Origin of the sequence: Amorphus sp. 3PC139-8, assembly GCF_040750475.1 — a bacterium.
GTDB lineage: Bacteria > Pseudomonadota > Alphaproteobacteria > Rhizobiales > Amorphaceae > Amorphus.
In genome coordinates, this window is sequence record NZ_JABJVY010000024.1 from 35,948 (window position 1) to 58,828 (window position 22,881).

16 protein-coding genes are annotated in these 22,881 nt (G+C 67.8%); 11 read left to right on the top strand and 5 right to left on the bottom strand.

The features are described from left to right. Positions 1-64 precede the first annotated feature (64 nt). From HNS03_RS19630 to glgP, 11 genes are all read left to right on the top strand, one after another. Complete coding sequence (locus HNS03_RS19630; RefSeq protein WP_367197751.1) at positions 65-2,422, top strand: heavy metal translocating P-type ATPase; 2,358 nt, start codon at positions 65-67, stop codon at positions 2,420-2,422. Between the two features lie 66 nt (positions 2,423-2,488). Next, positions 2,489-2,752: a DUF2933 domain-containing protein gene (locus HNS03_RS19635; RefSeq protein ID WP_367197752.1), complete on the top strand. Its 264-nt coding sequence runs from the start codon at positions 2,489-2,491 to the stop codon at positions 2,750-2,752. A 23-nt stretch (positions 2,753-2,775) separates the two neighbouring features. Further along, positions 2,776-3,432, top strand: a complete 657-nt coding sequence (locus HNS03_RS19640) for an isoprenylcysteine carboxylmethyltransferase family protein (protein ID WP_367197753.1) — start codon at positions 2,776-2,778, stop codon at positions 3,430-3,432. Then, a complete protein-coding gene (locus HNS03_RS19645) occupies positions 3,429-4,154 on the top strand; it encodes a hypothetical protein (protein WP_367197754.1) in 726 nt (241 codons plus the stop codon). The genes HNS03_RS19640 and HNS03_RS19645 overlap by 4 nt, the downstream gene beginning before the upstream one ends. Before the next feature lie 275 nt (positions 4,155-4,429). After that, positions 4,430-6,331, top strand: a complete 1,902-nt coding sequence (ftsH, locus tag HNS03_RS19650; RefSeq protein ID WP_367197755.1) for an ATP-dependent zinc metalloprotease FtsH — start codon at positions 4,430-4,432, stop codon at positions 6,329-6,331. A gap of 317 nt (positions 6,332-6,648) precedes the next feature. Continuing rightward, complete coding sequence (locus tag HNS03_RS19655) at positions 6,649-6,852, top strand: YHS domain-containing protein (protein WP_111344337.1); 204 nt, start codon at positions 6,649-6,651, stop codon at positions 6,850-6,852. 151 nt (positions 6,853-7,003) lie between these two features. After that, positions 7,004-8,188: a class I SAM-dependent methyltransferase gene (locus HNS03_RS19660; protein ID WP_367197756.1), complete on the top strand. Its 1,185-nt coding sequence runs from the start codon at positions 7,004-7,006 to the stop codon at positions 8,186-8,188. Positions 8,189-8,213: 25 nt separating this feature from the next. Further along, positions 8,214-9,812: an ABC1 kinase family protein gene (locus HNS03_RS19665; RefSeq protein WP_367197757.1), complete on the top strand. Its 1,599-nt coding sequence runs from the start codon at positions 8,214-8,216 to the stop codon at positions 9,810-9,812. Between the two features lie 70 nt (positions 9,813-9,882). Further along, a complete protein-coding gene (locus tag HNS03_RS19670; RefSeq protein ID WP_367197758.1) occupies positions 9,883-10,938 on the top strand; it encodes a type II glyceraldehyde-3-phosphate dehydrogenase in 1,056 nt (351 codons plus the stop codon). Beyond that, complete coding sequence (locus HNS03_RS19675) at positions 10,938-11,636, top strand: CBS domain-containing protein (RefSeq protein WP_367197759.1); 699 nt, start codon at positions 10,938-10,940, stop codon at positions 11,634-11,636. Before HNS03_RS19670 ends, HNS03_RS19675 begins: the two co-directional genes overlap by 1 nt. Before the next feature lie 34 nt (positions 11,637-11,670). After that, on the top strand, positions 11,671-13,365 hold the full coding sequence (glgP, locus tag HNS03_RS19680; protein WP_367197760.1) for an alpha-glucan family phosphorylase: 1,695 nt from the start codon (positions 11,671-11,673) through the stop codon (positions 13,363-13,365). A 129-nt stretch (positions 13,366-13,494) separates the two neighbouring features. Here glgP and HNS03_RS19685 read toward each other — a convergent pair whose 3' ends face one another. The 5 genes from HNS03_RS19685 to ppsA form a co-directional block, all read right to left on the bottom strand. Continuing rightward, positions 13,495-16,236: a cation-transporting P-type ATPase gene (locus HNS03_RS19685; RefSeq protein ID WP_367197761.1), complete on the bottom strand. Its 2,742-nt coding sequence runs from the start codon at positions 16,234-16,236 to the stop codon at positions 13,495-13,497. A 74-nt stretch (positions 16,237-16,310) separates the two neighbouring features. Continuing rightward, entirely contained in the window at positions 16,311-17,087 is a 777-nt protein-coding gene (locus HNS03_RS19690; RefSeq protein ID WP_367197762.1) for a glucose 1-dehydrogenase, read from the bottom strand. 59 nt (positions 17,088-17,146) lie between these two features. Continuing rightward, the gene (gene glgX / locus HNS03_RS19695; protein ID WP_367197763.1) at positions 17,147-19,276 is read right to left on the bottom strand and encodes a glycogen debranching protein GlgX; all 2,130 of its coding nucleotides are present in this window, start codon (positions 19,274-19,276) and stop codon (positions 17,147-17,149) included. Then, positions 19,269-20,276, bottom strand: coding sequence for a hydroxyacid dehydrogenase (locus HNS03_RS19700; protein WP_367197764.1), 1,008 nt, complete (start codon positions 20,274-20,276; stop codon positions 19,269-19,271). Before HNS03_RS19700 ends, glgX begins: the two co-directional genes overlap by 8 nt. Next, entirely contained in the window at positions 20,273-22,693 is a 2,421-nt protein-coding gene (gene ppsA / locus HNS03_RS19705) for a phosphoenolpyruvate synthase (RefSeq protein WP_367197765.1), read from the bottom strand. Before ppsA ends, HNS03_RS19700 begins: the two co-directional genes overlap by 4 nt. Between the last annotated feature and the right edge of the window lie 188 nt (positions 22,694-22,881).

Sequence of the window (22,881 nt, forward strand, 5' to 3'; positions counted from 1 at the left end):
GTGCCGCTCGTCGCGGCGCCTGTCGATCTACGATGCATCATGAGCCGCGGGTCCTGGGAGGTTGGTGTTGAGCACGGTAACACTTGAGGTGGGCGGCCTCTTCGAAGAGCTCGATCATCTCGGCCTCGAAAAGCAGTTGAGCGCCGAGAAGGGTGTTCGTCGGGCCTCGGCGAACCCTGCCTCCGGCAGCGTCACCGTCGATTACGACGAGACAATCACGAGCGTCGAGAGGCTGCGGCGCAAGGTGAACTCTTGCGGCTTTCGCTGCCGCGGGAGCGTGACGCCGCGGCATGTGTGCGAGCCGGCGGCGCCAGCGGAGGTGAGGCCCGCGCCGACGAGCCACCGGGGCCACGGCGGAGGAACGCCGGCGCAGGACGAGATGGCGCACGAGATGGGCCATGGGTCCGGCATGGACATGGCCGCCATGGTGCGCGACATGCGCAACCGGTTCTGGATCGCGCTCGTCTTCACCATACCCATCTTCATCTATTCGCCGATGGGCGGCATATTCACACCGCCTGCGCCACCCTTCGGCCTGGACCTCGATCTGTGGCTCTTCTTCCTCGGTAGCATCGCGATCGTCTATCCGAGTTGGCCGTTCTTCACTGCCGCCTGGCGGGCGCTCAGGAACGGGGTGCTCAACATGGCGGTGCTCGTCGTGCTCTCCGTCGGCACCGGCTACGTCTTCAGCGTCGGCTCGACCTTCTTCTTCCCGGGCGTGCAGTTCTACGAGGCCGTGGCGGTGCTGCTCGTCTTCATCCTGCTCGGCCACTGGCTGGAGATGCGGGCGCGCGCCGGCGCCTCGGCGGCGATCCGGGCGCTGCTCGATCTCGCCCCGCCGATGGCAACGGTCGTGCGCGACGGACGCGAGGTCGAAGTCCCGACCTCGGAGGTCCAGGCCGGCGAGACCGTGATCATCCGGCCGGGCAACAAGATCCCGGTGGACGGCGAGGTGGTCGAAGGGGAATCGCTGGTCGATGAATCCATGCTCACCGGCGAATCGATGCCGGTGAACAAGGGGCCGGGCGATCAGGTCATCGGCGCCACCATCAACAAGAGCGGCAGCTTCAAGTACCGGGCGACCAAGGTCGGCGCCGACACGGCGCTGGCGCAGATCGTCAAGCTGGTGCAGGAGGCGCAGAACTCCAAGGCGCCAGCCCAGCTCCTCGCCGACCGCGCCTCGCAATGGCTGGTGCTGATCGCCATCCTGATCGGACTCGCGACCTTCGCGACCTGGTTCTGGTGGATCGGCTCGCCGCTGCTGTTCGCCCTCACCCTGACGATCACCGTCTTCGTCATCGCCTGCCCGGACGCGCTCGGGCTGGCGACACCGATGGCCGTCATGGTCGGCACCGGGCTCGGCGCCACGCACGGCATCCTGTTCAAGAACGCAGGCGCTCTCGAGGACGCGACCAAGCTCGATGTCATCGTCTTCGACAAGACCGGCACGCTGACCATGGGCCAACCGCGCGTCGTCGAGGTCGTCGCGGCCGCAGGCCGGACGGAGGACGAGGTTCTGTGGACGGCGGCAGCGGTCGAGCGCGGCTCCGACCACCCGCTCGCTTTGGCGATCGTAGAGCGGGCCGAGGGGTTCGACGTGCCGGAGACGCGCGCCTTCCTCAATCTGGAGGGCAAGGGCGCGCGAGCCGAGATTGAAGGCGAGACGGTGTTCCTCGGCAACCGCCGGCTCATGGATGAAGAGAAGATCGAGCTCGGCGCGCTCGCGGAGGAAGCGGAGCGGCTCAAGGGCGCCGGTCGCACGGTGGTGCATGTCGCCCGCGGCGGCCGCATCCTCGGCCTCGTCGCCATCGCCGACGCGCCACGCCCGAGCGCCAAGGCGGCGGTCACCAAGCTGCGTGAGCGCGGCGTCGAAGTGGCGATGCTGACCGGCGACAATGAGGGCACCGCCAAGCGTATCGCGTCAGAGCTCGGCATCGAGATCGTGCTCGCCGACGTACTGCCGGGCCAGAAGGCCGACAAGGTCAAGGAGCTGCAGGCCCAGGGCAAGCGGGTCGGCATGGTCGGCGACGGCGTGAACGACGCGCCGGCGCTGACCCAGGCGGACGTCGGCTTCGCCATCGGCGCCGGCACCGACGTCGCGATGGAGAGCGCCGACGTCGTGCTGATGAGGAGCGACCCCTACGACATCGTCGGCGCGATCGAGCTGTCGCGCGCGACCTTGCGCAAGATGCATCAGAACCTGTTTTGGGCGGTCGCCTACAACGTCGTCGCCTTTCCGATGGCCGCCGGTGTGTTCTATCCCCTCGTCGTCAGCCCCGAGGTCGCGGCGCTCGCCATGTCGGGCAGCTCGGCGCTGGTCGCGGTCAACGCCCTGCTACTCAAGCGCACGCGATTGGAGGGCATTGATCGCGGCGGGCCCGACGCGGCGGTAAGTGCCCGCCCTGCGGAGGCGGTCGGATGAGCTGCCGGGACGCGGCGACGATCTTCAGATTGCGCAGCGACGCTGCGTGCAGCGTGGGAGGATAGCATGGATCATGGAGAGTACCGGCGCGGATTCTTCGCCTCGCGCGCAAACATGGTCCTGCTGGTCTTCCTCGCCGTGGGCGGCTTCTACCTCGTCTCCGAACACTGGGCGCACCTTATCGGTGTCGGGCCGCTGCTGCTCCTCCTCGGTCTCTGCATTGGCATGCATTTCTTCATGCATGGGGGTCATGGGGGTCACGGGTCTGGCAGCGACGAAAACGGCCCTCCGCCGGGAGGCGGCCGGGAACCCGGCGACCATCGCCACTGAACCTACGGAACGGACGTATTGCGATGACCGAAAGCGCCCCCGCCTACGGCCTCTGGTTCCTGGTCGTATTGAACTCGGCGATCTTCATCCTCTTCGCCTTCAGCTTCTTCAAGCCGAGGACGGGCCGCGACTGGCGCTCCTTCGGCGCATTCAGCGCTTTCCTGGTGGCGCTGTTCACGGAGATGTACGGCTTCCCGCTGACCATCTACCTGCTCTCGGGCTGGTTGCAGAGCAACTATCCTGGCGTAGACTGGCTATCGCACGATGCCGGGCATCTCCTCGAGATGCTGTTCGGCTGGGAGGCCAACCCGCATTTCGGTCCGTTCCACCTGCTGAGCTTTGCTTTCATCGGCGGCGGCTTCGTGCTGATCTCGGCCGGCTGGAAGGTGCTCTATGATGCGCAGCGCCGCCGCACGCTCGCGACAACCGGCGCCTATGCCTATGTGCGCCACCCGCAATATGTCGGCTTCATCCTCGTTATGTTCGGCTTCCTGCTGCAATGGCCGACGCTGCTGACGCTCGCGATGTTACCGGTGCTCGTCTTCATGTATGTGCGCCTGGCGAAGGGCGAGGAGCGGGCGGCGCTGGCCGAGTTCGGTGAGGACTACCGCCGCTACATGGCCGACGTGCCCGGGTTCATCCCGAGGCTGGGCCGACTGTCGGCGCGGAGGCCGTCGTGAGCCTCCGCGGCCTTGCGCACGCATCGGGGCCTCGTCGGGAGACGGAGGCGGCGCCGCGGCACGGTTCCGGCCCGGCGGAGGCCGAACGCGACGAGCCGGGCGTGGCCACGCCGTGGGAGATCCGGCTCGCCTGGCTGCTGCGCGCCCTCATTCTGGCGACGGCCGCCTTCCACCTTCTGGAGGGCGCGGTTCTCTACGGACTTCTCTGTTTCGGCGCGCTGACGCTCATCCTTGCGCCTTCCCTGCTCGCGCGCTCGAGCAGGCTGACCATTCCCGTCGAGATCGAACTGTTCGTCCTCTGGTGGCTGGTCACCGACATGACACTCGGCCGACTTCTCGACCTCTACGGAACGCTGCCGTTCTATGACAAGCTGATCCACTTCGGCAATTCCGGCCTGCTGGCGATCATCTCGTTCCTGGCAATCTATGCGCTGAGAATGACCTGTCGAATACGGACTGGCTTCGTCCTGAACCTCACTGCGATCTTCCTGCTGACCCTCGGCGCGGGGGCGCTCTGGGAGATCGCCGAATTCGGGGCGGACGCCACCCTGGGCGCCGGTGCGCAGGGATCGCCTGTGATGGCGCCGCTCGATGATACCATGTGGGATCTGATCGTGGACGGGCTGGGCGGCCTTCTCGGCGGCCTTTTCGGCGCCCTTTACATGCGGCGTTCGAAGCGCAGCCTCGCGCGCTGGAACCGCTTCGCGGAACGAATCGCATGAGGCCGAAAAGGGCTCTCGGGATCGCGGGCGCCACGGCATGCGGCTGACGGCGGCCGAAGCCAAGGATCGACCCCGCCGGGGCCGGGAAACCTGGAGGAGATGATGCGGAGACCTTTCGGAAATTTCGGCGCCCTTGCGGCGGCGCGCGCGGCGCTGGACGAGTTCGGAAATGTCCACCGCCGATATACGGCTGAGGTTCCGGGGTCCATTTCGGAACTATCCGCTCTCGCCGGCTGCGCGCCGCACCGCAATACACAGCACCATGAAGCCGAACCATGAAACGCGAGCATCAGATCAATTTCTGGTACGTTATCGCCGCAACTCTCGCGGTGATCTGGATCCAGCAACTGCTGTTCCAGCCGACCCACATCGAGACGATCCCCTATAGCGAGTTCCAGCAGCTCGTCGACCAGGGCAATGTCACCGACCTGGTGGTCGGCCCCGACCGGATCACCGGCGCCTACAAGACTACGGATGGTCAGAGCGCGATGCAGGAGGGCCAGCCGCAGCACTTCACGGTGGAGCGCGTCCCGCAGGATCTGGCCGAGTCCCTGGCCAGCAAGGGGATCACCTTCTCCGGCGAGCCGGGCCCCGGTCTTCTGCAAAGCGTCCTGAGCTGGCTCATGCCGATGCTCCTCTTCGTCCTGCTCTGGATGTTCCTGATCAGGCCGATGGCGATGGGGCAAGGGGGCGGCCTGATGGCCATCGGCAAGTCCAAGGCCAAGGTGTATGTCGAGAAGGACACCAAGGTGACTTTCGCCGACGTGGCCGGTGTTGACGAAGCGAAGGACGAGCTGCGGGAGATCGTCGCCTTCCTCAAGGACCCCCAGGGCTACGGCCGGCTCGGCGCGCGCATGCCGAAGGGGGTGCTGCTGGTGGGACCGCCGGGGACCGGCAAGACCCTGCTCGCGCGGGCGGTGGCGGGCGAAGCTGGCGTGCGCTTCTTCTCGATCTCCGGCTCCGAGTTCGTCGAAATGTTCGTCGGCGTCGGCGCCGCCCGCGTCCGCGACCTGTTCGAGCAGGCGCGCAAGCAGGCGCCCGCCATCATCTTCGTCGACGAGCTCGATGCGCTCGGGCGGGCCCGCGGCGCGATGATGCCGGGCGGCGGCCACGACGAGAAGGAGCAGACGCTTAACCAGCTACTCTCCGAAATGGACGGCTTCGACCCGAGCGCCGGCACCGTCCTGCTGGCGGCGACGAACCGCCCGGAAGTGCTCGATCCGGCCCTGCTGCGCGCCGGCCGCTTCGACCGCCAGGTGCTGGTCGACCGGCCCGACAAGCAAGGCCGCAGCGAAATCCTGAAAGTCCACCTGCAGAAGGTGAAGCTGGCCCCTGACCTGCCGGTCCAAGATCTGGCGGCGCTCACGCCCGGCTTCACCGGGGCCGACCTGGCGAACCTGGTCAACGAGGCGGCGCTGCTGGCGACCCGCCGCGACGCCGAGAGCATCACCTTGGACGACTTCACGCAGGCGATCGAGCGCATCGTCGCCGGTCTCGAGAAGAAGAACCGCCTCCTGAACCCGCACGAGCGCGACGTGGTCGCCCATCACGAGATGGGGCACGCCCTGGTCGCGATGGCGCTGCCGGGCGTCGATCCGGTGCAGAAGGTGTCGATCATTCCGCGCGGTGTCGCGGCCCTCGGTTACACCATCCAGCGCCCGCTCGAGGATCGCTTTCTGATGGACCGGAAGGAGCTGATGAACCGCATGGCCGTCCTCCTCGGCGGGCGGGCCGCCGAGAGTCTCGTCTTTGACGAGGTGTCGACTGGCGCGGCCGACGACCTCGTCAAAGCCACCGAGATCGCGCGGGGGATGGTGGCGCGGTTCGGGATGGACCCCAAGCTGGGGCAGGTCGCCTACGAGACGGACGCCGCGCCCTTCCTGGGCGGAGCCGGCGGCGCGAGCTGGCAGCCGCGGCGTTACGGCGAGGAAACGGCCTCGGCGATCGATACCGCCGTCCGCGAGCTGGTCGACGCGGCGTTCCAGCGCGCGGTGTCGATACTTTCGACGAACCGCGACCTGCTTGGCCGTGCGGCGGAGAGCCTGTTGAATCAGGAAACGCTTTCGTCCGGAGACCTGGAGACGATCGGCCGATCCGTCGAACGCGATGCGGGTGGCGGGACCGACACCCCGTCCGGCGTCCGCATGGCCGCAGCCACTGCTGTCCAGCACGGATGATGGACACCTGGCCCAGGGCGAGCCCCGACCGAAGCCTGGAGAGCACGGGTAGGCTCCCGCTTGCCTGGAGCATGAAGGGGCACTCCGGGGCCTCGGAAGCGCTTTCCGAGTGACCAGAAGGACGGCAGCCGCGTCTGCGCGAGGTTCCACTGTAAGGACTTCAGAGCTTCCGCGTCTTTCCGGGAGAACGACGCCTGTTCACGACGGGTAGGTGCGAGAAACGTCTTGGTGGTGTTGATGCTCCGGTGCGCGTTCGCTCCCAGGCGAACGAGCGCGTCGTTGGCAAAGGCATGGTTCTTCAGAGAGGAGGTCACGGAATGGAGGTAACCGATCCGGTCTGTGGGAAGACAGTCGATCTCGGAGAGGCCGAGCCGATCGAGCATCGCGGCTGGGCATATTTCTTCTGCTCCGCCGCTTGCCGCGCCGCATTCCTGGCCGCGCCAGACCACTATGCCGCGTCGCGTCATGAGCGAGCTCCGCCCCATGGCGAAGCCGGGAAGTCACCTCGACCTGCGCAGTGATCGCGCGGGAAGACACAATGATGTCCGCGGAAGCGAAGAAATGTCCACTCAGCCCCAGACAGATGTTCCGGCCGCGTACCCCGAGGGAGCCGCCCGCTCTCCTTTGCCGTTCTTCTCTCGACTTCTCACCGAGGTGATCCGGACCGGTCGGTTGACAGTTATCGATGCGACCGGCCGGCTCCACCCCTTCGGCCCCGGCGACAGCGGTCCAGACGTCACGGTCAGACTTTGCGATCCGCTGCTGCCGCTGCGTATCCTTCTTCGCCCGTCGCTCGCCTTGGGCGAAGCCTACATGGACGGTACGATCTCGATCGAGAAAGGGACGCTGCGCGACCTCCTACACCTTTGCACCAGCAATCTCGAAGCCCTCGACCAGCATCCGATCGGCGCGCTGCGAGGCGAACTCGACCGCCTGCTACGCAGGCTTCAGCAGGACAATCGCCTCGCGCGGGCGCGCGCCAACATCGCGCATCACTACGATCTGTCTGGTGCGCTCTACGATCTGTTCCTCGACCGTGACCGGCAATATTCCTGCGCCTATTTCCAGACCGGCGCCGAGTCGCTCGAAGACGCGCAGGAGAAAAAGAAACACCACATCATGGCGAAGCTCCTGCTCGAGCCCGGCATGCGCGTGCTGGGCGTCGGCTCGGGCTGGGGCGGGCTCGCGCTGGAGATGGCGCAGACGGCAGGGGCGGATGTCACCGGCCTCACGCTCTCGCAGGAGCAGCTCGCCGTTGCAACTGAACGTGCCGTCACCGCCGGCCTCTCCTCCCGTGTGCGTTTCGTCATGCGCAACTATCGGGAGGATCAGGGAACCTATGACCGGATCGTCTCCGTCGGCATGTTCGAGCATGTCGGGGTGGCGCACTACCGCACCTATTTCGACACGCTGCGCCAACGCCTGAACCCGGAAGGCATCGCCCTCGTGCATGCGATCGGACGGGCCGATCCGCCTGGATCCACCGATCCCTGGCTGCGCAAGTACATCTTTCCGGGCGGCTACTGCCCGGCGCTGTCGGAGGTGCTGGCGGCCGTCGAGCGCTCGGGACTCTGGGTCACCGACATCGAGATCCTGCGGCTACACTATGCCGAGACGCTGCGGCACTGGTTCGAGCGCTTCCAGGCCAACCGCGACCGCGCGAAAGCCATCTACGACGAGCGCTTCTGTCGCATGTGGGAGTTCTACCTTGCCGCCTGCGAGGCCGCGTTCCGCAACGGCCCGATGATGGTGTTCCAGCTCCAGCTCGCGCGCCGGCGCGACGCAGTGCCGCTGACACGCGACTACATCACCGACTGGGAGCGCCGGGACGTCAGGGCGGAGGACGTCGCGCCATGAGGACCGCCCAGCGAGCGTTCGCCTCATGATCGGCGGCCGGCTCCTCCGAATCGGCGCGGGCGCCGCCAGCCTGCTCGGCGCGGCGACGGTCGAGCGCCTGCGCGGCACGCCGGCCGAGGGGTCTCAATTGCCGCGCCGGCTTCGCATCACGCTCGAGCGGCTTGGCCCGACCTTCGTGAAGTTCGGGCAGACGCTCAGCTTGCGCCGCGACCTGCTGCCCGATACTTGGCTCGCCGAACTCCGCCGGCTGCAGGACCACGTCGCGCCCTTCCCTGGCGCGGAAGCGCGGCATGCGGTCGAGGTCGCGCTCGGCCGACCGGTCGAGCAGGTCTTCGGGGCGTTCGAGACGGAACCGATGGCAGCGGCCTCGATCGCCCAGGTGCACCGGGCTCGCCTGCCGGACGGGCGCGCCGTCATCGTCAAGATCCGTCGCCCCGGCATCCGGGTCCAGATCGATCGCGACATGCACGCGCTCGTCGGCATAGGCCGCCTCATCCTGGTGCTGGCACCACGCCTCCAGCGCTACCAGCCGCTCCGCATCGTCGACGAGATCTGGGCCAATCTCCGCAAGGAAGCGGACTTTCGGCAGGAGGCACGCAGCATCCGCCGATTCGGCGAAGCCTTCCGCGGATGGCCGGGGCTCAACATTCCGGACGTGATCGACGATCTCTATGCCGAGGCCGTGCTGGTGCAGGAGATGAGCGGCGGGCTGGGCATCGGCCACCCCTCTATTGACGGCCCGCGGCTCGCGCAGGTTCTGATCGACGCCTATCTCCATCAGTTCTTCGTGGTCGGCTTCTTCCACGGCGATCCCCATCCAGGCAACCTCTTCGTCATGCCGGACGGACGCCTCTGCTTCCATGATTTCGGGCTGGTCGGGTATCTCGACGGCCGCACCCGCCGCTCCCTCGCGCTCTACCTTCAGGCGTTCGTGAACAAGGACGCGGCGTGGATGCTCGACGCGGCCGTCGATCTGGGCCTGCTCGGCGAGCCGATCGACCGTCCCGCCTTCATCCGCGGTATCGAGGAGATCCTATCCGACTATGCCGCGCTGCCGCTCAAGGACTGGTCGCTCGCCGAGGCCGTGCTGCGCGTCGCCCGGCTGGGCTCGGGCGAGAATTTCGTCGTTCCGCACAACCTCGTGGTGCTCATGCGGGCACTGTACCTGGTCGAGAGCGCGCTGCGAACGCTCGACCCCGAATTCAAGGTCCTGGACACATTGTTGGCGCGGGGCGGCGAAATGATGGAGGGCGTCCTGCGCGGCGATGCGGCCGCCTCGGCCTTCACCCGGCTGAAGACCGAAGCCGCTCTGACCGCGCAGGATCTGCCGGGGATGATCGCGACCTGGTTGCACCGAGCGCAGCGCGAGGGCGGCGGGCCCCTCCTGCTCATGCGGCGCGAGGGCTTGGAGAGCCTGGAGGCGCATCTCGACCGCACCGGCAACCGCCTCGCCTTGGCCATGATCGCGCTCGGCATCTATGTCGCGGCCTCGCTGCTCATGCTGCACAGCGCCGGGCCACGCGTGTTCGGCGATTTGCCGCTGCTCGCGTTGTTCGGCTACGCGCTCGCGCTTTGGCTGTCGTTCCGGCTGGTGCGGGCGGTCGCCCGTTCGGGACGACTGTAGCGATGCACAGGAGCCGCCCAACCGCCCCGGAGCCAACGAACAGTATCGACGCTTACCCGAGGAGAAAGAGATGAATGCAAGCAGCAGGACCAGGATCGCCGTCAACGGCTATGGCGTGATCGGCAAGCGCGTGGCCGACGCGGTGGCGCGACAGGACGACATGGAGCTTGCGGGCGTGTCGGACATCAGCGCCGACTGGCGGGCGCGGATGGTGACCCAGAAGGGCTACCGCCTCTTCGGCGCCGCGAGCGAGCATGCACAGGCGATGCGCGATGCCGGGCTCGACGTCGCCGGCACGCTCGACGACCTTCTCGGCGCGTCGGATGTCGTCGTCGACTGCACGCCGAAGCGCGTGGCGGCGAAGAACGTGGAGATCTACCGCCAGAGGGGCATCAAGTTCATCGTCCAGGGCGGCGAAAAGCACGAAGTGACCGGCCACTCCTTCGTCGCCGAGGCCAGCTATGAGAGCGCGCTCGGCCGGGACAGCACGCGCGTCGTCTCCTGCAACACCACCTCGATCGTGCGCACCCTCACGGCGCTGAAGCATGCCGGGCTGCTGCGCCGCGCACGCGGGACGCTGCTGCGCCGCGCCACTGACCCGTGGGAGAGCCATCTGGGCGGCATCATGAACACGCTGGTGCCCGAGCCCGGGATCCCGAGCCACCAGGGACCCGACGCCCGGAGCGTCGATCCCGACCTCGACGTAATCACCATGGCCGTGAAGGTGCCGGAGACCTTGGCGCACCTGCACTACTGGGCGGTGCAGCTGACGCGGCCGGCCGACAAGGAGGAGGTGCTGGACGCCTTCCGCGCGTCGCCGCGCATCGCGCTCATCCGCATGGCGGACGGGCTGACGGCGATCAACGCGGTCAAGGAGCTGATGGCCGATCTCGGCCGCCCGCACGACAACCTCTACGAGGTGGCGCTGTGGGCCGACATGCTGAAGGTCGAGGGTGACGAGCTCTTCTACGGCTACATGGTCGACAACCAGGCGATCGTCATTCCCGAGACGGTGGATGCGATCCGGGCTCTGGTCGGGCAGGTGCGCGACCCTCACGAATCTATTGCCAAGACGAACGCCGCCCTGGGGATCGGCGCGGTCGTCGATGCGCTGGGAGGACGATGATGATGCAGACGAAGGACATCATGACGACGCCCGTCGTCTCGGTCGCGCCGGAGACCGGCGTGTCGGACGTGGCGCGGCTTCTCCTCGAACGGCACGTCAGCGCCGTACCGGTGATCGATAGCACCGGCAGGCTGGTCGGGATGGTGAGCGAAGGCGACTTCCTGCGTCGCGCGGAAGACGGCAGCCATCGGCACGGCTCCTGGTGGCTGCGGCTTTTCGCGGGATCCGGCGAGAACGCGGCGGACTACGTGAAGACGCATGGCCGCTCCGCCGCCGACGTCATGACCCGCGACGTGGTCACCGTCACGGAAGACATGCCGGCCGGCGACGTCGCCCATCTCCTGGAGACCAAGCGGATCAAGCGGGTGCCGGTCCTGCGCAACGGAAAGGTCGTCGGCATCGTCAGCCGCGCCGACCTGCTGCGCGGCCTTGCGGCGCAACGCCATGCTCCGGCCGACACCGCGTCCATCGAGGACGAGACGATCCGAAAGCAGATCCTCGAGGAGATACGGACGGCCGACTGGGCACCGACCTACGGCGTAAGCGTCGTGGTCGTGGACGGCATCGTCCAGTTCTGGGGAGTCGTCGATTCGCATGAACAGGGCGAGGCGCTGCGGGTCGCTGCCGGGAACGTGCCCGGCGTGAAGGGCGTGGAGCTCAACGTTAGCAGCATTCCCGCCTACGGCATGTGGACCTAGTCAGGAACCCGTCTCCGGCCATTGGAGCCACAAGATGTCGCCGATCGACCCCTTTCTCCCGCGCAGGCGGATCGCCTATTTCTCGATGGAGATCGCGCTCCGGCCGGAGATGCACACCTATTCCGGCGGGCTCGGCATGCTCGCCGGCGACACCGCCCGCTCCTGCGCCGACCTCGAACTGCCGATGGTGTTCCTGACCCTCGCCAGCCGGGAGGGTTATCTGCGCCAGGAGATCGATGGCGACGGCCGGCAGGTCGATCACGCCGATCCGTGGGATCTGGCGGATTGGGCGATACCGCTCGACGCCATGGTGGCCGTTCGGATCGAAGGGCGTGCCGTTTGGGTACGGCCGTGGCTGTACGTGCTGACCTGCCCGATCGGACATGCGATCCCGGTCCTCCTGCTCGACACAAGGCTCGATCACAACGATCCCGCCGACCGCGCGATCACCGATCGCCTCTACGGCGGCGACGAAGCCTACCGTCTCAAGCAGGAGATCGTGCTCGGCGTCGGCGGCATGCGACTCCTGCACGCGCTCGGCTTCGACATCGAGACCTATCACCTCAACGAGGGCCACGCCGCGCTGCTCGCGGCCGGGCTATTGCGCGAGCATCCGCATCCGACCGACCGGCCGAGCGACGGCGCGCTGCGCTACGATGCGGACAGGGTGCGCGACCGCTGCGTCTTCACCACCCACACGCCCGTCGAGGCCGGCCACGACCGCTTCGACTACGAAGACGCGGGGCGGCTGCTCGGCGACTTTCTACCGCTGGACCAGATGAAGCTGCTGGCCGGACCCGACCGCCTGAACATGACCCGCCTGGCGCTCAACCTCAGCGGCTATGTGAACGGGGTGGCGCTCCGCCACGCCGAGACGGCCCGGCGCATGTTTCCTGGCTACGGGATCCGGGCCGTGACCAACGGTGTTCATGCCCCGACCTGGACGCACCCGGCCTTTGCCCGGCTGTTTCAGGAGATCGCCCCTGACTGGGGGCACGATCCGGAGGAACTGTCCGGGGCGGACCAGCTTTCGGACAACGCCGTCTGGACGGCGCATCAGGAAGCCAAAGGCGACCTGCTCGCCGAGGTCCAGCGTCTGACCGGCGTGGCGATGCGGCCGGACGTGCCGGTGATCGCCTTCGCCCGCCGAATGACCGGCTACAAGCGCCCCGACCTGCTGTTCACGGACCTGGAGCGGCTGCGGGCGATCAACCGCGGCCAGCCGTTCCAGCTCGTGACGGCCGGCAAGGCGCATCCGCGCGACGAGGGCGGCAAGGCGCTGATCGCCGCAATCTACGCCCACATGCGCAACCTGGCGGGCGACATCCCCATGGCGTTTCTGCCGAACTACGACATGGCGCTCGCGAAGACGCTCGTCGCCGGCGCCGACGTGTGGCTCAACACGCCGCTACCACCCTACGAGGCCTCGGGCACCAGCGGGATGAAGGCGGCGCTGAACGGTGTCCTGAACCTGAGCGTCCTCGACGGCTGGTGGATCGAGGCCTGGGTCGAGGGGGTGACCGGCTGGGCGATCGGCCACGACGACCAGCGCCACGAGGACGATGCCCAGGACCTCTACGACAAGCTCGAACGAACGGTCCTGCCGCTCTATCACGCCGACCGCGGTCGCTGGATCCGGATGATGAAGGACTCGATCAGCAAGATCGGCTCTCGCTTCAACAGCCAGCGCATGATGCGCCGCTATGCGAGCGAGGCCTATCTCCGATGATGCGAGCAGCGAAGACGACAGGAGTAGAAGAAGCAGGCTACGGTGGCCGAGCCGGCCGACAGCCGACCCGCTACGCTCATTCGGCGTGCGATCGAACCGGCAGTAGACGTCCGGGTTCGGTGCATCTTCTCATGCGGCCTCATGACGAAAGCGCCAACGTCCGAGGCGTCGCCGTATCAGCTTCTCGAACTCGAGAACCGCTAGCAGGATGACGCCTGCGCCGACCACCGCCACCCCATCCGAGAGGCCCACCGGCCGCGTGTCGAACAGGGCCTGCAGGGGCGGCGCATAGGTGAAAGCGAGCTGGAGCAAGATGACCAGGCCCACGCCGATCAACACCGCCGGCGTGCCCAACACGCCGCTCCAGGTGAGCGAGGGGCCGTGCTGAAAGCGCACGCTGAACAGATAGAAGATTTCCATCACCACGATGGTGTTGACCACCAGCGTGCGTGCTTCCTCCAACGACAGACCGCGGCTTTCGGCCCAGAAGAACATCCCGAACGTGCCGATCACGAACAGAATCGACACGAAGATGATCCGCCAGATCACGAATCCCGACAGCAGCGGCTCGTCGGTCGCGCGGGGCGGTCGGTGCATAGCGCCCGGCTCGCTCGGCTCGAACGCCAGGGTGAGGCCGAGCGCCACGGCGGTCACCATGTTGATCCACAGGATCTGCACCGCCGTTATCGGCAGCGTCAGCCCGATGAGGATGGCGCCGATGATGGTCAGCGCCTCACCGCCATTGGTCGGCAGGGTCCAGGCGATGACCTTTTTCAAGTTGTCGTAGACCGTCCGGCCCTCACGCACGGCCGCGACGATGGAGGCGAAATTGTCGTCGGCCAGCACCATCTCGGCCGCCTCCTTCGCGGCTTCGGTGCCCTTGCGACCCATGGCGACGCCGATATCGGCGCGCTTCAGCGCCGGCGCGTCGTTCACCCCGTCGCCGGTCATCGCCAGCACTGCGCCGTCGGCCTGTAGCGCCTCGACCAGGCGCAGCTTGTGCTCCGGAGCGGTGCGGGCGAAGACGTCGGTGTCGCGCGCCGCGCGGCGCAGCGCCGCGTCGTCGAGCCCATCGAGCTCCGCCCCTGTGGCGACGGCGTGGGGGTTCTCGATCCCCAGCTGCCGGGCGATGGCGACGGCGGTCGCGGCATGGTCTCCGGTGATCATCTTGACCCGGATCCCGGCAGCCTGACAGTCGCGCACCGCCGCCACCCCCTCTTCGCGCGGCGGGTCGATCAGACCGAGCAGGCCCAACAGCGTCAGACCGCTTTCGGCGTCCGCGAAGGCGAGCTCGCGCGTTTCCGGCGGCATCGGCTTGGTGGCGACCGCGAGCACCCGTTGCCCGAGCGCCGCCAGCGCCTCCACCCGCTCCCGCCACGCGACTGGGTCGAGGGGCTCGTCGCCCGCGGGACCACGCTGACGGCCGGACATCGCCAGCACCTGCTCCGGCGCGCCCTTGAGGCAGAGGAAGGCCCCGACAGCGTGATCGTGGTGCAGCGTCGCCATGAAGCGGTGCTGGGCGTCGAAGGGGATCTCGTCGCTTCGCGGCAACTGTGGGCGCAGGGTCTGCGTGTCGAACCCCACCTTGTTTGCGAAGGCGACCAGGGCGCCCTCCATCGGGTCGCCGTCCACCACCCAGCCGGCGTCACTTCGGCGCAGCGCGGCGTCGTTGCAGAGCAGCGCCGCGCGCGCCAGCTCGCCCAGCACCGGGTGCTTGGCCGGATCAATCTCCTCCTCGCCATGTTGCACAGCGCCGCTCGGGTCGTAGCCTTCGCCGCTGACGGCGAAGGTGGCGGCGGACGTCACTGCCGCCGCGACCGTCATCTCGTTGCGCGTCAGCGTGCCCGTCTTGTCGGTACAGATGATCGCGACCGAGCCCAGCGTCTCGACCGCAGGCAGGCGCCGGACAATGGCGTTCCGCGCCGCCATGCGCCGCACGCCGATGGCGAGCGCGATCGTCATCACCGCCGGCAGGCCCTCGGGAATGGCGGCCACCGCAATACCGACGACGACGAGGAAGGCGTCCTCTGCGGCGTAGCCGCGGGCGAGGAGGGCGAATGCGAAGATCGCCGCCGAGAGGCCGAGGACGACGAAAGTGAGGCGCCTTGCGAAGCCGTCCATCTGGCGCAGCAGCGGCGTTCTCAGCGTCTCGACCGCACCGACCAGCGCGCTGACGCGCCCGATCTCGGTGTCGGCACCGGTGGCGACGACCACGCCGGCGCCCCGGCCGGCGGCGACGAGCGTGCCCGAGAAGGCGACGGAGCTGCGGTCGCCGAGCGGCGCTTCGGGCCCGACCGGCGCCGGTGACTTGTCGACCGGGATCGATTCACCGGTCAGCGCCGCCTCCTCGATCCGCAGGTTGCGGGTTCGAAGGAAACGGAGGTCGGCCGGGACCCGGTCGCCGGGATCGAGCAGCACGAGGTCGCCCGGGACCAGCGTCTCCGCCTCGACGGTGAGGCGATGCCCGCCGCGCATGACCGAGGCGTGCGGCGCCAGCATGCCGCGGATGGCACTGAGCGCCCGCTCGGCGCGGCCCTCCTGCACGAAGCCGATCGCGGCGTTGAGGAGCACGACGGCCGCGATCACCGCCGCGTCGGTGCCGTGGCCGAGCGCCAGCGTGATCGCGGCGGAGGCGAGCAGCACGTAGATCAGCAGGTTGTCGAACTGCGCAAGGAAGCGGCGGAACGCGCCGCGCGGCTTGGCCACCGGAAGGCGGTTGCGGCCATGCCCGGCCAGCCGCCGGGAAGCTTCCTGCCCGTCCAGGCCGTCGTCACCGGTCGCGAGCGCCTGCAGAGCCTCCTCGACGGGGACGGCGTGCCAGGGCCTAGCGGAATTTGTGACGGCCGGTTGCTGCTGGATAAGGTCGGTCATCGCATCCCTCGGCGCCGAAGGCGGCGCGGGGCCCTGAAGCAGGCGAGTGAACGGGCTGCGCGGGCGAAGGCCGCCTATTGGGCGGTGTAACCGCCGTCGATGACCAACTCGGTGCCGGTCACAAACTTCGACTCATCGGAGGCGAGATAGAGCACGCCGAAGGCGATGTCGTCCGGTTCGCCGACATGACCGATCGGGTGCAGGGCGTTAAGGGCCTGCCGGCCCTCCTCGACGTCGCCGTTCTCGGCAAGGTAGTTCTCGACCATCGGCGTCCAGATGTAGCCAGGATGGATCGAGTTCACCCGGATGTTCAACCCCGCCTTGGCGCAATAGAGCGCCACCGACTTGGTGTACATTCGCACGCCGCCCTTAGACGCATTGTAGGCGCCGAGATTGGGGTCGCCGACCAGACCCTCGATCGAGGACAGGTTGATGATCGAGCCGCCCGGCGGGTTGTTCCGCTTCATCGCCAGGATCGCATGCTTGGTGCCGAGGAACACGCCGTCGAGATTGACGCTCATCAGCCGGCGCCAGCGCTCCAGCGTCTCCTCCTCGGGCGGCCCACCCCAGCCGACGCCGGCATTGTTGACCAGCACGTCGAGCCGTCCGAAGTGGTCGAGGGTGGCCTGGATCATTCGCTGCCACGCGCTCTCGTCGGCGACGTCGTGATGGAGATAGATTGCCTCGCCACCGGCCGCGGCGACGCCCTGCGCCACCCGCTCGCCTTCCTCCTCCTTGATGTCGGTGACGACCACCTTTGCGCCCTCCCGCGCCAGCATCCGCGCCGAGGCCTCGCCCAGCCCCAGCGCGGCTCCTGTCACGATCGCCACCTTGTCTCGCACTCTGCTCATCTTTTAGACTCCTCTCTGGTCGATTCCGGCGGGCCGAGAACCCGCCTCAGGTTTCTGAGCTACGCTTCCTTGGAGCGGCTGACAGCGACGACTGTCGTGCGCGCCTCGAGCCAGATCTCGCCCGCAGCATTCATCCGGTGTCCGGCGCCGAACGAAGCGTCGGCGGTGGTTTGCTCCTTCGACGTGTCGATCACCACCTCCCATCCTCCCCCTGGCGGCGCCGGCACGACGAACCGGCATCGGGCAGGAGAGCCGTTGAAGAGCAGGCAGAGTGCCACGTCGCTGCCCCGCACGAGACAGCCGAGCCGGTTGTCGGCCCCGTTCCAGTCGGGCTCTTGCCCTGCTGGTCCGAACCAGTTGATCTCCCCGTCCGTGTAGAAAGTTTCGGAGCGCAGGACCGGATGCGCCTTGCGCAGCGCGATCAGCCGCCGGACGAACTGCACGAGTTCGCCATTCCGCTCCGCCAGCGACCAGTCGTACCAGGAGATCGCATTGTCCTGGCAATAGGCGTTGTTGTTGCCCGCCTGCGTGCGGCGGAACTCGTCGCCGCCGAGCAGCATCGGCACGCCGCGCGAGAGCAGGAGCGTGGCGAGCAGGTTCCTGATCCGGTGCAGCCGCATCGCTTCGATGTGCGGATCGTCGGTCGGTCCTTCGGCGCCGTTGTTGTCGCTGTAGTTCTCGTCGAGGCCGTCACGGTTGTCCTCACCGTTCGCCTCGTTGTGCTTGCGCGCGTAGCTGACGAGGTCGTTGAGCGTGAAGCCGTCGTGGCTGGTGATGAAGTTGATGCTGTTGAGCGGGCTTTCGCCGCCCGGCTGATAGAGATCGCTGCTGCCAGCGAGACGGGTCGCCAACGCCCCGGTCATGCCCGGGTCGCCGCGCCAGAAGCGGCGGACATCGTCGCGAAAGTGACAGTTCCACTCGGCCCAGCGTCGGCCGGGGAAGCGGCCGACCTGGAAGGCGCCTCCGGCGTCCCAGGCTTCGGCGATCAGCTTGACGTCGCGCAGGATCGGGTCCTCGGCGATCTGTTCGAGCAGAGGCGGGTTCGCCAGCAGGTTGCCTTGCTCATCCCGCCCGAGCACCGAGGCGAGGTCGAAGCGGAAGCCGTCGACGTGGCAGTGGATCACCCAGTGCCGCAGGCAGTCGACGACCATGCTGCGCACCACCGGATGGTTGCAGTTCAGCGTGTTGCCGCAGCCGGTATAGTCCACGTATTCCCCATTGGGCGTCAGGATGTAGTAGATCGCGTCGTCGAGCCCCCGGAAGCTGTAGGTCGGACCGTTCCTTCCCCCTTCCGCCGTGTGGTTGAAGACGACGTCGAGGATGATCTCGATGCCTGCCCGGTGAAGCTCGCGGACCATGGTCTTGAAGGCGATGAGATCGCCACCCGGCGCGACATCGCCGGCATAGCCCGGCATCGGCGCGAACAGGGCGACTGGATTGTAGCCCCAGTAGTCGCGCAGCCGCTCGCCGCTCAGCGGGTTGAGCCCTTCGGCCGCCTCCGGGTCGAAGGCCTGGACCGGCATCAGTTCGAGGGCGGTGATGCCGAGTTCCCGGAAATAGGGGATCTTCTCGACGACGCCGAGATATTCCCCCGGTCGGCGGACCCCGGAGGACGGGTCGATCGTGAGCCCGCGCACATGGGTCTCGTAGAGGATGGTCTCGTTCCAGGGATGGCGGAGCGGTGCGTCGTCGGCCCAGTCGAAGCGCTGGTCGGCGATGACGCAGCGGCCACGCGAACCGCCGGACAGGTCTGTAACGGCGGCGGCGTAGGGATCGAGCAGCGTTTGATGCGGATCGATGTCGTCTCCGCCAGCCCGCGAACGAGGCCCGTCGGCCTGCAGAGCATAGAGCTTCCCGCGAAGATCTCCCGTCAAGCTGGCATGCCAGATGTCGCCGGTCCGGTGACACCGGGCATCGAGAGGGAACCGGGCGCTCGGCTGGGTCCCGGCGGCCGTCTCGTATAGAAGCAGGGTCATGGCCGTGGCGTGCCGGCTGAACACCGCGATGTTCAAGCCGTCGCGGCAATCGTGCAGCCCGAGCGGCAGCGGCTCACCGCGGTCGATCCGGACGGGGCCGCTGTCCGGCTCCGCCGGTGTGGAAGCTGCCTGTGCCGGTTCGTGTGATGGAGGCGGCGCCTGACGCCTCCCATGGACACCGACGGGCGCTCCGGCGGCCTTGTCGTCAGCCATGGGTGACCAAATTGCGCGGCTCGCCACGGACGAAGGCCTCGATGTTCTCCAGCGTGGTCTCGATGATGCGTCGCACCGCGCTTTCCGTGTTGTAGGCGTTGTGCGGCGTGACGATCACGTTCGGGAAGCGCAGCAGCACGTGGTTGGCGACGAGCGCCTTCAGGTCGTGGCCTTCGGTCCACGCCTCACGGAAGATCTGCGCCTCCTCGCGGATCAGCGGCTCCTGCGGCAGGACGTCGAGCCCGGCGGCCCGCAGCCTCCCGTCGGAAAGCGCCCGGACCAACGCCGGCACGTCGACGACATTGCCGCGCGCCGTGTTGATCAGGATCGCGCCCGGCTTCATCAGGCCGAACTCGCGGTCGGAGATCAGGCTCGCGGAGCCCGGCGTCGCCGGCACGTGGAGCGTCAGCGCGTCCGCCGCAGCCAGCACCTCGTCGAGGTCGGCATAGCAGAAGCCGAAACGGCTCGCCGCGTCAGCGTCTGGGTAGAGATCGTGAGCGATGACCGTCATGCCGAAGCCGCGGGCGATCTCGATCGCGCGCCGCCCGATCCGCCCCGTGCCGATCACGCCGAGCGTCTTCCCGCGCAACTCGAAGCCGCGCAGCCCGGCCTGCGAGAAGTTGCCGCGGCGGGTCCGCTCGACCGCCTCGACCAGGCTCCGCGCCACGGCGAGGAGCAGCGCAAAGGCATGCTCCGCCACGGTTGAATCGCCGTAGTCGGGCACATTCGCCACCGCCACACCGTGCGCGGCACACCAGCCGAGGTCGATATGGTCGTAACCGGTCGAGCGGGTCGCGATCAGCTTGAGCGAAGGGAACTGCGCCAGCACGTCGGCGCCGAGCTTCGAGTTAACGAAGGTGCTGACGATCTCGGCGTCCGCGTGAGCTGCGGCCGTGCGAGCATCGAGGGGCTCGCGCGTGCAGCTCAGCTCGTGCGCCGGCTTCAGCCGCAGGCAGGCCTGGTGCTCCCATTCCTCGGTCTCGAAGACGACAACCTTCATCGTACAGCCTCGCCCGCGCGGGGTGCCGTCGCCGCGCCGAGCCGCTCCTCCTCTTCTGCCACGCGGCGCACGGTGGCGACGAAGCTGTCGGGATTAAGCGAGATTGAATCGATCCCCTCCTCGACCAGGAAGGCGGCGAAGTCGGGATAGTTGCTCGGCGCCTGGCCGCAGATGCCGATCTTGATGCCGGCTGCGTGCGCCTTGGCGATCGCCTCCCGCACCGCGCGCTTGACCGCCTCGTTGCACTCGTCGAACAGCGGCGCGAGCTCGCCCGAGTCACGGTCCACCCCGAGCACGAGCTGGGTCAGGTCGTTCGAGCCAATCGAGAAGCCGTCGAAGCGTTCCGCGAACTCCTCCGCCAGGAACACGTTCGACGGAATCTCGCACATCATGTAGATTTCGAGGCCGTTCTCGCCGCGCGACAGCCCGTTCTCGGCCATGACTGCCAGCACGCGGTCCGCCTCCTCGGGCGTCCGGCAGAACGGCACCATGACGATGACATTGGTCAGCCCGATCGTCTCCCGCACCTTTTTGAGTGCGCGGCATTCGAGGGCGAAGCCATCGCGGTAGCGCTCGTCGTAATAGCGCGAGGCGCCGCGCCAGCCGAGCATCGGGTTCTCCTCCTCGGGTTCGAAGGCGGCGCCGCCGAGGAGATGGGCATACTCGTTGGTCTTGAAGTCGCTGAGCCGCACGATCACCGGATGCGGATGATAGGGCGCCGCCAGCTTGGCGATGCCGAGCGCCAGCGTCTCGACGAAATAGTCCTTCGGATCGTCGTAGCCGCGCGTGAGGTCGCGGATCTCGCGCCGCGCCGCCGGATCCTCCACCCGCTCCGGATGGACCAGCGCCATCGGATGGATCTTGATCAGGTTGTTGATGATGAACTCCATCCGCGCCAGCCCGACGCCCCTGGCCGGCAGGCGCCACCAGCGGAAGGCCGCGGCGGGGCTGGCAATGTTCACCAGCATCGCCGTGCGGGTCGCTGGCAGGTCGGAGAGGTCTACCTCGGTCGCTTCGAACGGCAGGATGCCGTCATAGACCACGCCCCGGTCTCCCTCGGCGCAGGACAGCGTGATTTCCTGGCCGTCGCGCAGCAGCTCGGTGCCGTGGCCGGTGCCGACGATGGCGGGGACGCCGAGCTCGCGGCTGACGATGGCGGCGTGGCTGGTCGTGCCGCCATGGTCGGTGATGATCCCGGCCGCCCTCTTCATGATCGGAACCCAGTCCGGATCGGTCATCCCGGTGACAAGGATGGCGCCGTCGCGGAAGCGGTCGATGTCGGCGGCGCTGCGGATGGCGCAGACGGGACCGGCGGCGATCGCCTCGCCGATCGCCGAGCCGGTAAGGATCGGCATGCCCTTCTCTTTCAGCCGATAGGTCCTGAACTGGCCGGTCTGCCGGGAGGACTGCACCGTCTCCGGCCGCGCCTGGACCATGTAGAGCTCGCCCGTCTCGCCGTCCTTGGCCCATTCCATGTCCATCGGGCGGCCGTAGTGGTCCTCGATGATCGCCGCCCATCGGCCGAGCTCGAGGATCTCCGCCTCGGCGAGGACGAAGGTCTGCCGCTCCTTCTGAGTGGTCGCGACCGTCGCGGTGCGGGTGCTGCCGCCGGTCGCGTAGATCATCTTGGTCTCCTTGGCGCCCAGCGTCTTCTCAATGATCGGCGTATGGCGGCCGTCGCCGAGCAGGGGCTTGAACACCAGGTACTTGTCCGGGTCGACGGCGCCCTGGACCACGGTCTCGCCGAGACCCCAGGCGGCGCTGATCACCGCGACGCCGGGAAAACCGGTCTCGGTGTCGATCGAGAACATGACGCCCGATCCGGCAAGGTCGGAGCGGACCATCCGCTGGACGCCGATCGACAGCGCCACTTCCAGATGGTCGAAGCCCTGGGTCTCGCGGTAGCTGATGGCGCGGTCGGTGAACAGCGAGGCGTAGCAGCGCCGGCAGGCGTCGAGCAGGGCGCGCTCGCCGCGCACGTTGAGGAAGGTCTCCTGCTGACCGGCGAAGCTCGCCTGCGGCAGATCCTCGGCGGTGGCGCTGGAGCGCACGGCGACGCTGACCTCGCTCTGCTCGCCGCGTCGCGACAGCTCTCGATAGGCCTCCTTGATTGCCTCGGCGATCGGCTCCGGGAATTCGGCGTCGAGGAACAGCCTGCGGATCGCCTCGCCGGTCTCGTGCAGCGAAGCCTTGCCGCTCTTCAGCGCCTCGATGCGCGCGCGCAGCTCCGCCTCGAGGCCGTTGGCCGCGACGTATTCACGGAAGGCGGCGGCCGTGGTGGCGAAGCCGTCGGGAACCCGCACGCCCTTGTCCTTCAGCGTACGGACCATTTCGCCAAGCGACGCGTTCTTGCCGCCGACGCGCGGGACATCGCGTACGGTCAGGGTGTCGAACCAGGCTGTGCGTTGTTCGGTCATCGCTGTGCTCCTCGTGATCGGGCCGAGATCCTGCGCCGCCTCCGTGCCGCCCCACTTCGGCCTTGAGCGAACTGGGCGCTTTCGGTCCTGATCGGTGGCAGGTCGGCTTCTCTTTCAATGACGCGACTGGGCGTCGTGCCTTACAGCGGCGCCGCGACGCTCCGGGAGCCGCGAGGGCGCCCGCCGGT